Genomic DNA, 11,140 nt, shown 5'->3' on the forward strand with positions numbered 1-11,140 from the left:
CCTTTCCCTGATTAACACGCCATCCCGACGGACCCGCCATGAAAACCTGGGGCTAACGGGGGAAAGGCCGACACCTCTACTGCTGTCGCACCTTCCGCGGACGCTTCGAGCGCAGCCCCCGGAGCCCCTGCAGCAGCCGCTCCGGCTCCTGCAGCAGAGGCGGCCTTCCCGGGCGCCAAGAAGGATGATGTCGTAGGACAAGCGGGCGCACCCCTTAAGGTCGGCGACGCCATTGTTACGTCTGCCCCGATCGCGAACGGTGACGCAACATTTGGCCAGACCATTTGCACCGCAACCACCCTAAGTAACGGCTCGAAGGAAACGATTTCCTTCAATGCATTCGACTGGAAGCTCCAGACTCCTTCTGGCACTATCCTGAAACCTGGCTTCACGGGCAGCAAGAACACGCTCAACTCCGGTGAGATCGCTCCGGGTGGTAAGGCCAGCGGTGACGTGTGCTTTGACAACAAGAACGCCGAAGCAGGCCAGTTCGTCGTCCTCTACGAGCCGGTCTTTTCATTCTTCTCTGATCGGGCCGCTTGGATTAATTCCCTCTAAGCATCATGAAGGAAGGGCCCCCGAGTTGCTCGGGGGCCCTTATTCAAGAAGACAAAATTCTCAAGAGAAAATTGCAGAAACTACTGCCCTCGGAACGATGCTGTACTAGTGCTGACAGCTGGGAGTACAGTTTCTAGGCCGGCCCCGGGCTCGTCGTCGAAGCCAATCACGGCCAGGCTTGCGAAGGCGGGGGTGGCAGACTTGTAGTAAGCCCGGTCCCACGTTCGGCCACTGCGCCTGGGACCCAATCGTCGTGGCACAGGTCCAATAGCCTACGTCACTCCGGCACGTCCACCTGCGCTGCCGAATCATGTGCGTACCAGTCGTCAATGCGGCCACTATGGTTAGAAAATTCGCCAGCCGCCTCCGTTCAGACCACCATCACCGCACCAGAAAAATCGAAATTGGGGAAAATGAAACGCTACGTCACTGCCGTCGTGGCAGCCACGCTCATGGTCGGAATCACGGCCTGCGGGGGAGGGGCGTCATCGACCCCTTTGTCGACGGAGTCAGCATCGTCGCCGGCGCCGGCGCCGTCGCCGATCAGGACGGCTCGCGCCATCCCGGATGTTAACGGGAAGCTGTTCTTGGAAGCCCGCGCAGCCCTCGCAAACCAGGGGTTCAGTTCCGTCATCGTCGGTAAGGACGGGTCCAAGTGGACCACCATTGTCCCGAACGAGACCGTTACCGTGGTGTCCACAAACCCGGCCGCCGGAACGTCTTCAAACGCCAAGGACGTTCTAGTGACTGTCAACGTCACGGAAGCCGAATTCGCTGCCGCCGCGACGGCAGCGGCCGATGCCGCAAAAATCGCCACAAGGTACAAATTCTCTTGCGGCTCCAGCCAGAGCAGCACGACCGCGCAGGATACTGCTACTTACCGATCGTTCAAGGAAGTCTGGCCGACCCCGAATTACACCGGCTCCGACACCTGCCTGATCAAGATTGACGGCTACTCCAAATCAGAGAAGCCCCGGCTAAACCCAGCTGAGCAGGCTGTCGTTGATACCGTGGCCGCCAACGGTGGCGATGTGACCGTGCCATCCGCGGCGTATTTCACCGTGTTGGAGCTGTGCACGAAGCTCCCAGATGGCTATGTCGAGACGTTCGAGCAGAAGGCTGACTTGAAGAAGTCAACCGCCAAGGCAGCCTTGGCCATGTGCCCGGACGCGCCCCACGCAGCAGGGCTCCAGGAAGTCATCACGGCAGTGAAAATCAGTGACGGCACGTACGTAGTCGGCGAGACCATGCAACCCGGAACCTACAAAACGAAACCGGGCGTGAAGGACTGCTACTGGACCCGGAATGCAGGCGGCGGCGACATTATCGACAACGACTTCGTCAGCTTCGCGCCCAAAGGCGTCACAGTCGCCGTCCGTTCCGGCGAAGGTTTCATCTCCGAACGCTGCGGCATCTGGACCAAAATTGGCTAAGCCGCAAACGGTCGGGAGATGTGATCCCTCTCCGACATCAGTTCGTGTTCGGGACCGGAAGATCTCCGACGACGGAACCGCCAGCCGTCCGCGGATTCCCGTCTCTGGCCGACTCGATCTTTGACTGCCACTGCGCTCCGCATAGGACGGGTGCTCCGCGGCACTACTGCCGAAGGCCGAGGTCTGCGGTCTGCAAGAGTCCTAAACAGGTCCGATGAATAGCTATCGCTTTGCAAGCTTGATCTGTGATGTCGGCCCCACCAACCAGCACGCCATGCAGCATCTACGATAGGGATTTACGTGAAAACTAGAGACATTGCCAAGAAATACCAACTTGACCCCGCCGCTTTCGATCAGTGGTTAAAGCAATCAGACTTCCAGTGCAAGTCCGGGATGACTGGTCTGAGCGTCGACGACGGCGTCAACACGGACGAGATGGTCGGCCATTACAACCAGTATCTTACCCAGGAGAAGGCACGGACAGTTCAGGAGCAGGAACGTCTCGCGCTGGAGCAGGCCAACGCGGAACAAGCTGAGCTAGCGAAGCAGCATGCCGTGGCGAGCATGCTCATTAGCTCCGGCTTCAACTTTGAGGGCTATACCATCACAAAGTACTCAGGCTATATTTCTGGCGACGATGCGGTATCGATGGACCGCCCAACCCGCGGATGGCTCGGCGGCGTGAACAAGGATGTCGGCGCAGACCTTCTGGCAGGACTGTCGCAAATCAGACAAAACGCCTTGGCGGAGTTGAAAGAAGCAGCCTATGCACTCGGATGCAACGCTGTGATCGGGGTGGACTTCGACTACCTGACTATGGACCCCGAGACTGCGACCAGTTCAGGCGGAACCCTGTATCTGCCGTTCTTGTTTGCAGTGACCGCGAATGGCAACGCTGTCGTCATCGAGAAGAGCGAGCACGCTGGTTTGGCGTAGGGCTACCCCGCACCCCTTCTTCGAGGGCTTCCTGTCCTTGCGCGTAGGAGGCCCCGAAGGACGTGTCCTTCGGGGCCATGGCGCTGGCCTGATAGAGCAGGTGGCGGACGGCTATGGCTGACGGGCGGCTGTCGCCAGCGGGAACCAGTGCAAGTAAGTCTGCACGGTCTCATCCAGCCACAGCCGGCCAGCCTCAACCTGCTGCATCACGGCGATGGCGGTGAGGGTCTTGCTGGTGGAGGCCAGCAGTACCGGCGTCTGCGCGGTCATCGGCCGTCCGGAGTCATCGGCGCGGCCAAAGGCGGCGGCTTGCCCGCGGACCCCGTCTCGGACGACGGCGACAGCGGCGCCCGGGATTCCTAAGGCATCGATTTGCTCCTGAAGGAAGGAGTCCAACTCCGCGTAGGCCTGCTCCGGCTTCACGGGTTCGGGGGCCGGCGCAGCGGAAGGGGCAGGTGCCGGCGGTATGGCGCCGCCGAGGATGCCCGCGGCCAAGAAAGCACAACAGGAGACATTGTGCCGCCGGGCGTACCCGGCGCGGCGTCGTGGCAATTGTCCTCCTGGATGGAGTCGTCCTGTCACACGATGACCTTGCCGTCAGAAGTCAGGTGCGTGTCCAGCTCCAGCGTGATCACATCGAGCTTCAGCGATTTGGCGAACGCGGCCCCGGACAGAACTACTGCGCTGGCGAGCATCTACTTCCGACCGATCGTCTGGAAGACCTGGAGCAGCACGAAAATAGGGTCAGAGCGGCCAGCGATCATGTCGCCTCATTGACAGAGAAGCAGGCGACGACATTGTTCCGGCGAATGAGCGGAACGGACGTCGGCTCGATCACCGACGTTGCTTACTAAGGTGTAGGTCCGGCACTCGATGCTTCCGCCATCCGCGGCCTCTTCCTGATATCTGGCAAGGCGGTGTGATCTTTGGCCGGGCAGCATCGGTCCTGGGACTCGGCCATGGGGGCCAGCAGCCGCTTGTGCTGGGCTCGTGGTGCTGGTGCTGCTCACTCGCGGGTAGGGCCGCGCTGAGGACCTCGTTGCTTTTGACCGGTTCGCCGACGCTGCAGCGCTCAGCAGCCCCAGCCTGGCCGTCTTCCCGGAATACGCCAAGCGCAGAAAGATCATCGACGCATCGCTACCGTCGTCCGCGAAACCTATGCGGAGGGGCTGCCCACGAGGCGCTTGGCCGGAAGGCCGACGGGACGTCCGAGACAGTTAAATTGGATGCCTCGTTCAACATCGTGGGCACCGAAGCAGGCAAGCAACGCCAAGGGCAGCGTGACCGCCCCGCTGGCCCCTTGAAGGCAGGGTTGATAGCCCTGCTGGGAGACTTGGCCTCATAGTGAGGATGGGCACCGGCGGTGCCATGCCGGTTCCCTTCTGCGGCGGGTGCGTGCGCGGTGCCGGCGAATAGCCAGCGCAGATGCAAAAGGGCCGTCCACGTTCCGCGAAAGAGTGTGAACGGCCCCGAACGGACCAATCCTCAGCCCCGCAGCACCCATGCGGCGTTGTTCGGCTGCAGCCAGCCGTGCTCTTCCAGCGGCACGGCACTGAGCAGCACAGTTCCGAACGGAAGCTTCACTGGCTCGGTGCCCATCGCGACGGTGACCAGGAACTCCGCGTTGCGCTCACACACCAGGAGGTTCCTGGCTTCCACGCGCCAGGTCCCGCCGTCGTCCGGGCCGAAGACCTCGTTCTTCCAGAGCAGCCGGCGCATTTCCAGCGCCCTGGTCACCAGCGCCAGTGAGGACTCAGGGTCCTGCTGCTGGAGTTCGATCGCGTGCGTGCCCCAGTCCGCGGGCTGCGGGAGCCAGGGTTCCGCGGCCGGGTCAGCCAGCGAGAAGCCGTGGTTGAACGCCGGGTCCCCGGTCCAGGGCAGCGGAACGCGGGCGCCGTCGCGGCAGACGCCGCCACGTGCCCACATCGGATCCACCCGGGCCTCGAGCGGGATGTCGACCTCGGGCAGCCCCAGCTCCTGGCCCTGGTACAGGTACGCCGGACCGGGCAAACCCAGCAACGCCACCAGCGATGCGCGGGCGCGGGCGTTGCCCAGATCCCCGCCGCCAAAACGCGTGACTGAGCGGACGATGTCGTGGTTCTCCAGCGCCCAGGTAGGGGTGGCGCCGTGGAGTTGGCGTGCGGCTTCGAGCTCGTTGCCGGCGGCGGCCCAGGCGGCCGGATCCCAGCCGAGTTTCACGAACGCGAACGCGAAGGCCTGCTGCATCTCGTCCGCGCGGGTGTAGCGGGCCGCGCGGGCCGGTTCCAGGTTGACCTCGCCGACTAGCAACCGGTGCGGCTGGTACTTCTCGGCCAGGGTGCGCCAGCGGCGGTACACCTCGTGGACTTCCTCCTGGTCCGAGACCTGCGGATTGGACCGCAGCCCGTCCACCACTCCGCCCGTGGAGGGCGAGTCCGGCAGGCCCTCGGCCTTGAAGAGCGCATGTGCGACGTCGATCCGGAGGCCGTCCACGCCCTTGTCGAACCAGAACCGAAGCACGCCGTCGAAGTAGTCGCCGACGGCGGGGTTGCGCCAGTTCCAGTCCGGCTGCCCGGCCGAGAACAGATGCAGGTACCAGTCCGTGTCCGTCGCCGATCCGGTGGCGCGGCTCCAGGCGCGGCCGCCAAAGACGCTCTGCCAGTTGTTCGGCGGCGTGTTGGCATCAACGCCTTCGACAAAGTGGAACATGTCCCGTTCACGCGAGCCCGGGCCGGCCGCGAGGGCCTGCTGGAACAGCGGGTGCTCCGAGGAGCAGTGGTTGGGGACGACGTCGAGCAGGACGCGCAGGCCGAGTGAGTGCGCCAGCTCCAGCAGCGCATCGAACTGCTCCATGGTGCCGAACAGCGGGTCCACGCCGCAGTAGTCGGACACGTCGTAGCCCTGGTCCAGCTGCGGGGAGGGCTGGAACGGGGTCATCCAGATCCCGTCGACGCCGAGCGAGGCGATGTACGGCAGCCGGGCGGTCAGCCCGGCGAGGTCGCCCACGCCGTCGCCGTCGCCGTCGGCGAACGAGCGCGGATAGACCTGGTAGATCACCGCGGACTGCCACCACTGCACGTCGGGCGTGAAGGTGGTTTCCTCGACCGTGCCGGATTGGGCCGGGCTCATTTGCTGGCGCCGGCGGTGAGGCCCTCGACGATCCGGCGCTGGAAGATCAGCACCATGATCACCAGCGGTACGGTGACGATCACGCCGGCGGCCATCTGCTCGCCGAAGGGCGCCTGGAATTCGGTGGCTCCGGTGAATTTGGAGATCGCGACCGTGGCGGTCTGGATCTTCGGGTCGTTGATCATCGACAGGGCGATGATGAACTCGTTCCAGCTGTGGATGAACGTCAGGATCGCGGTGGTGAAGACGCCCGGCGCGGCGAGCGGCAGCAGCACCCGGCGGAACGCCTGCCATTTGGTGCAGCCGTCGATCATGGCCGCTTCCTCGAGGTCGAACGGCAGGGCCTTCATGAAGGTGGTGAGGTTCCAGACCGCCAGCGGGATCGCGAAGGACAGGTTCGGGACAATCATCGCCTGGTACGTGTTGATCCAGCCGATGTCGGTGAAGAGCCGCAGCAGCGGCACCACGACGGAGATGCCGGGGAACATCGAGGTCGCGATGATGACGCCCAGGATCACCGACTTGAAGCGGAAGTTCAGCCGGGAGATGGCGTAAGCGGCGAACACGCCCAGGACCAGAGCGAACGTGGTGGTGGTGCCGGCGACGATCAGGGAGTTCAGCAGGGCCTGGCCGAACATCGTGGAGCCGTCGAAGACCTTGGCGTAGTTCTCCAGCGAGAACGGGGCCGGCAGCAGGGTGTTGTCGAAGATGTCCGCGGTGCGGCGGAGGCTGGAGACCAGCATCCAGTAGAACGGTGCCAGGCAGTAGGCGAAGATCAGGGCCAGGCCGGCGTAGACGCTGTAGGAGCGCCAGGTGCGCTTGGCTTTGGGCCGGGTCGACGGCGGGGCTGTGCCGTTGGAGGAGCCGGCGACGGCGCCGGAGTCCGCCGCGGCGTTGCGGAGGTCGGAGATGGTCATCGGGTGGCCTCGGTCTTCGTCTGGTCGGAGTTCGACAGGTCAGCGGTCGCCTCGTCGGCGGTGGCCGTCGCTTGGTTTGCCGCGATGCGGTTCTTCCGGGCGGTCTTCTTCGACAGCAGCTTCAGTTCCTTGGCGCCGGTGACGTCGGCGCCGAGCACCTTCACGAACACGATCGCGACGACGGCGACGTACAGGAAGAGCATGACGGCGAACGCGGAGGCGGAGCCGTAGCGCAGCTGGTTGGATTCGTCCCAGGCCAGCATGGAGAGGGTTTCCACGGATTCCTTGCCGGAGCCGATCAGCACGAAGGGCAGGTCGAACATGCGCAGCGCGTCGAGCATGCGGAACAGCACGGCGACCAGCAGGGTGGGCTTGACCAGCGGGAGGGTGATGGAGCCGAGCTGGCGCCACCAGCCGGCGCCGTCGATCCGGGCGGCTTCGTAGACTTCGCCGGGGATGACCTGCATGCCGGCGAGGACCAGCAGACCGATGAACGGGGCGGTCTTCCAGACTTCGGCGATGATGACGGCGAGTTTGGAGGCGTTGCCTTCGGCGGTCCAGAGGATCTCGCTGCCGAGGATGTTGTTGGCGATGCCGTCGGACTGGAAGATCCAGCGCCACAGCAGGCCGGAGACGGCGGTGGGGACGGCCCAGGGGACCAGGATGCTGGCGCGCAGGAAGGACCGGCCGCGGAAGGCGCGGTTCATGGCGAGGGCCAGGCAGAGGCCCAGGACGGTCTCGAGGAACACCGTGGTGACGGTGAAGAAGGTGGTGTTGGCGAAGGCGTTCAGGAAGCGCCGGCCGGATTCGCCGACGAAGAGGTCGGCGTAGTTGGCCAGGCCCACGAAGGACTCCACGTCGGAGACGAAGCCGTCCGCGTCCAGGCCGGATTCCGCGCGGAACAGGGACTGGTGCACCGCGGAGAGCAGCGGGTACACAATCACCAGGGCCAGCACCAGGAGGGTGGGGGAGAGCAGCATCGCGGCCATACGGCCTTCACCGGGGGAGCGGTGGCCGCGTTTGCGGGGCCTGCCTGGTTGGGGCGTGCCGGTCTGCGCGCCGGCGGGCGGGGCGGTCGTCGTCGTCATGCTTCGGTACCTAACTGGAGTTGCAGCGTGCCTGGCCGGCCGGGGTGGACCGGCCGGCCAGGCGTGTGGTCTGGACTGCAGGGGCTACGGCTGGATTACTTGGTCAGCTCGGTGAGCTTGGCCTGCATGTCCTTCAGCGCCGTGTCCGTGTCCTTGGCTCCGGTGATGGCCGCGTAGGCCTCCTCCTGGATCGCCTTGGTGGTGGCGCCGTACTGGACCACCTTGGGGCGCGGCTGGGCATTGTTCAGCGAGGTGAGCAGGGTGGGGAAGAACGGGCGTTTGGCGACGACGGCGGGATCCTCGAACAGCGAGGCATAGACCGGGGCGCGGGAGGACAGCGCGAGGCGCTTCTGAGCCTGCTCCTCGCTGGTGAAGAACTTCACGAACTCCAGGGCGGTGGCCTTGTTCGGGGTGAACGGGGAGATGGCGAGGCTGCGGCCGCCCAGGGTGGAGACGCCGGGGCCGTCGGTGCCGGGGATCGAGGTGATGTCGAACTTGCCGGCGACCTGGCTGGAGCCGTCGGTGGCGCTCAGGGAGGCGTGCAGGAAGGGCCAGTTGCGCATGAAGACGAGCTTGCCCTCCTGGAACGCGTGGCGGCCCTGCTCCTCGAGGTAGGTGATGGCGTCGGAGGGGAACATTCCGTCCTTGAAGCCGTTCACCAGCAGGTTCAGGCCCTCCTTGGCCTCGGGGGTGTTGACGGTGGGCTTGCCGTCGGCGTCGACGATCGAGCCGCCGGCGGAGGCCACGGCCTCGGAGAAGTTGACCGTCAGGGCCTCGTTCTTGTCGAACTGGCCGGTGTAGCAGGACATGCCGGCCGCTTCCGGGAGGGCCAGGATCGCCTTGCAGGCGGTCTTCATCTCATCCCAGGTCTTCGGCGGGGCGGCGATGCCGGCGGCCTTGAGCAGGTCCGAGCGGAAGTAGAACAGCGCGCCGTCGGTGTAGTACGGGGCGCCGACCAGGGAGTCCCGGTAGGTCGCGGCGTTGACCGTGGCGGGGATCATCTTGTCCGTGGGGACGGCGTCGGCCGGCAGCGGCAGGATCCACTTGTTGGCGGCGAACTCGGAGGTCCAGACGACGTCCAGGTTCAGCACGCTGAAGGTGTCCGACTTGATCTGCGCGTTCTGGATGAGCTGCTGGCGCTGCTGGTCCGCGGAGTCCGGCAGTTCGATGAACGTGACCTTCTCCTCCGGGTGGGCGGCGTTCCACTCCTCGATGCTCTTGTTCGCGGCCCCGGAGGCGTCGCGGTTGGAGACGTAGTTGATGGGGCCCTTGCCCTCGAAGGACGCGGCGGCGGCCTTCGGGGTGCTCTTCGCTTCCGGGGCAGTCCCGCCGCAGCCCGTGAGGGCGACGGCGGCGACGGTCAGGGTGGCGGTGGTGGCGAGAAGAGTCTGCCAGGTGCGGCGGCGCTGCCTCATGTGTTGCTCCTTGTTATCTGATTTGTGCGAGTGATTTGGTGCATGCGGAACTGCGGCGGCTGCTGCGTGGCACGGGGGAGCGCCGGCGGCCGCCGGTGGTAGGTGGTCTGTTGGGGATTAGCTGGCTGGTTCCAGCTGCCCGGGCGGGGCGGTGCTGGACGACGTCGATGAGGGCGGGGCGGTGGAGCCGCGCTCGATCAGCCGGTGCGGCATGATCTTCGGCCCCAGGTCGCGGGAGCGGAGCAGCTTTTTCACGGCCATCCGCCCCATTTCCTCGAGCGGCTGGGCCATGGTGCTCAGCGGCGGATTCACGTGCAGAGAGGTGGAGGTGCCGTCGAAGCCCAGGACGGAGACGTCCTCCGGCACGCGCAGGCCGCGTCGCTGCAGTTCATTGACGACGGCGGCGCCCATCTCGTCGCTCATCGCGAAGATCGCGGTGAGGCCGGGCTCCTGCTGCAGCACCTCGTCGACGCCGGGGGCGCCGCTTTCGTAGAAGAAGCTGCCGGTGGCGGTGACAGGCGTGCAGTTCGCCTCTGTCATGGCGCGGAGGTAGCCGCGTTTCCGGGGCTGGGCGACGTGGATCGACGCCGGATCCCCGGTCAGGAGTCCGATGCGGCGGTGGCCGAGGCGCAGCAGGTGACGGGTCGCGTCGTAGGCCGCCTGCTCGTCGTCGATCGCCACGCTGGGGGAGCCCGACTTGTCACTGATGGCGACGGAGATGATCGGGACGTTGGGCCCCAGCAGCTGCCTGGTCTCCGGCGTGATCACCGCGGAGATAATCATGACGCCGGCGGCCCGGTAGGTGCGCAGCGTCCGGAGGTATCCGGCGATGTAGGCGGATTTGGCGCCGGTGCGGCCCAGCATCACGGCGTAGCCGCGTTCCTGGGCTTCCTCCTCGACGCCCTGCATGACCTGGGAGGCCAGGGCGTCGGACACCATGGGAGCGAGCAGTCCGATGACGGAGGTCTGTCGGGTTTTCAGGCCCCGGGCGAGGTGGTCCGTTTCGTAGGAGAGGCTCTTGACCGCACTCTCAACACGCTCGCGGGTTTCATCGGACTAGCCGACCAGTCCGTTGACCACCCGGGAAACGGTGGCCGGAGAGACGCCGGCGTGCTTGGCGACATCGCGGATGGTGACCACTGTTCCTCCTCCCTGAGGGTGCCTTTGTTGACTGCTGGGCGCGTTACGTAATCGGTTTCGTTGGGTGCAGGTTCAACACTAAAGGGTGGGCAATGGATCGCGTTGCGTTTCGTAAACGCAGAGACGGGTGGAGGTACTGGCCCCGAAACACGGAGGCTTCCCTGCAGATCCCACAGGCTGTCGGACCGGAAATGTTTACCGATCCGCAATTTCGGAGTCGTGCGACGCGGTTCACCTTGCGGACACGGATAACTCGGTGGTCTTTCCCGGTAGGTCCCGTAAGTAAGCCAGGTAGTTGACCCAAATGTTGCTCCGCGGCGATGCGCGCAGCACAACTCATGCTCCTTGAAGCCACGGATCCGCCCCTAAACCTCCGCTAGTTGCAACTGGACCTGTCGAAGGCGCATGTCGTTGAAAAGCAGCAGAGGCGCGGATTCGACCGATGTCTCCGCTAGGCTACAGACGGCTGCCGTTGTATAGGTACAGTGCCGTCGCGGTTTGACATTTAACTCGACGCGCCTGTCCGGCCGCTTGTCGGCTAAGAC

The 11,140-nt window shown here is 64.9% G+C and carries 10 protein-coding genes; 2 read left to right on the forward strand and 8 right to left on the reverse strand.

The genetic code is table 11. The features are described 5' to 3' along the window. Positions 1 to 979: 979 nt before the first annotated feature. Positions 980 to 1,120, reverse strand: coding sequence for a hypothetical protein (locus tag QK291_RS14300; protein ID WP_282383058.1), 141 nt, complete (start codon positions 1,118 to 1,120; stop codon positions 980 to 982). A gap of 181 nt (positions 1,121 to 1,301) precedes the next feature. Between QK291_RS14300 and QK291_RS14305 the strand changes: the two genes are divergently transcribed. Together QK291_RS14305 and QK291_RS14310 are read left to right on the forward strand one after the other, a co-directional pair. Then, positions 1,302 to 1,991 carry a hypothetical protein gene (locus QK291_RS14305; protein WP_282383061.1) on the forward strand — a complete coding sequence of 230 codons (690 nt, stop codon included), beginning with the start codon at positions 1,302 to 1,304 and terminating at the stop codon, positions 1,989 to 1,991. Between the two features lie 300 nt (positions 1,992 to 2,291). Then, a complete protein-coding gene (locus QK291_RS14310; protein WP_282383063.1) occupies positions 2,292 to 2,927 on the forward strand; it encodes a heavy metal-binding domain-containing protein in 636 nt (211 codons plus the stop codon). Positions 2,928 to 3,038: 111 nt separating this feature from the next. Here QK291_RS14310 and QK291_RS14315 read toward each other — a convergent pair whose 3' ends face one another. From QK291_RS14315 to QK291_RS14345, 7 genes are all read right to left on the reverse strand, one after another. Then, positions 3,039 to 3,422 carry a serine hydrolase domain-containing protein gene (locus QK291_RS14315; protein WP_282383064.1) on the reverse strand — a complete coding sequence of 128 codons (384 nt, stop codon included), beginning with the start codon at positions 3,420 to 3,422 and terminating at the stop codon, positions 3,039 to 3,041. A 990-nt stretch (positions 3,423 to 4,412) separates the two neighbouring features. Continuing rightward, positions 4,413 to 6,035, reverse strand: a complete 1,623-nt coding sequence (locus QK291_RS14320; RefSeq protein WP_282383065.1) for an alpha-amylase family glycosyl hydrolase — start codon at positions 6,033 to 6,035, stop codon at positions 4,413 to 4,415. After that, positions 6,032 to 6,952, reverse strand: coding sequence for a carbohydrate ABC transporter permease (locus QK291_RS14325; protein WP_282383066.1), 921 nt, complete (start codon positions 6,950 to 6,952; stop codon positions 6,032 to 6,034). The genes QK291_RS14320 and QK291_RS14325 overlap by 4 nt, the downstream gene beginning before the upstream one ends. After that, a complete protein-coding gene (locus QK291_RS14330) occupies positions 6,949 to 8,040 on the reverse strand; it encodes a sugar ABC transporter permease (RefSeq protein WP_282383068.1) in 1,092 nt (363 codons plus the stop codon). The genes QK291_RS14325 and QK291_RS14330 overlap by 4 nt, the downstream gene beginning before the upstream one ends. A gap of 95 nt (positions 8,041 to 8,135) precedes the next feature. After that, positions 8,136 to 9,455: an ABC transporter substrate-binding protein gene (locus tag QK291_RS14335; RefSeq protein WP_282383070.1), complete on the reverse strand. Its 1,320-nt coding sequence runs from the start codon at positions 9,453 to 9,455 to the stop codon at positions 8,136 to 8,138. A gap of 117 nt (positions 9,456 to 9,572) precedes the next feature. Further along, entirely contained in the window at positions 9,573 to 10,436 is an 864-nt protein-coding gene (locus tag QK291_RS14340) for a substrate-binding domain-containing protein (protein ID WP_348994583.1), read from the reverse strand. 75 nt (positions 10,437 to 10,511) lie between these two features. Continuing rightward, positions 10,512 to 10,595, reverse strand: coding sequence for a LacI family DNA-binding transcriptional regulator (locus tag QK291_RS14345; protein WP_282383192.1), 84 nt, complete (start codon positions 10,593 to 10,595; stop codon positions 10,512 to 10,514). Positions 10,596 to 11,140: the final 545 nt, after the last annotated feature.

The sequence above is a fragment of the Arthrobacter sp. AL12 genome (assembly GCF_029960645.1).
Lineage (GTDB): Bacteria > Actinomycetota > Actinomycetes > Actinomycetales > Micrococcaceae > Arthrobacter.

Bases quoted from the DNA above. Each gene is read 5' to 3' on its own strand.
- QK291_RS14300 (WP_282383058.1), bottom strand. From the start codon at position 1,120: ATGGCGCGAGCCGTCCTGATCGGCGACGGCGCCGGCGCCGGCGACGAT.
- QK291_RS14320 (WP_282383065.1), bottom strand. From the start codon at position 6,035: ATGAGCCCGGCCCAATCCGGCACGGTCGAGGAAACCACCTTCACGCCC.
- QK291_RS14325 (WP_282383066.1), bottom strand. From the start codon at position 6,952: ATGACCATCTCCGACCTCCGCAACGCCGCGGCGGACTCCGGCGCCGTC.
- QK291_RS14330 (WP_282383068.1), bottom strand. From the start codon at position 8,040: ATGACGACGACGACCGCCCCGCCCGCCGGCGCGCAGACCGGCACGCCC.
- QK291_RS14335 (WP_282383070.1), bottom strand. From the start codon at position 9,455: ATGAGGCAGCGCCGCCGCACCTGGCAGACTCTTCTCGCCACCACCGCC.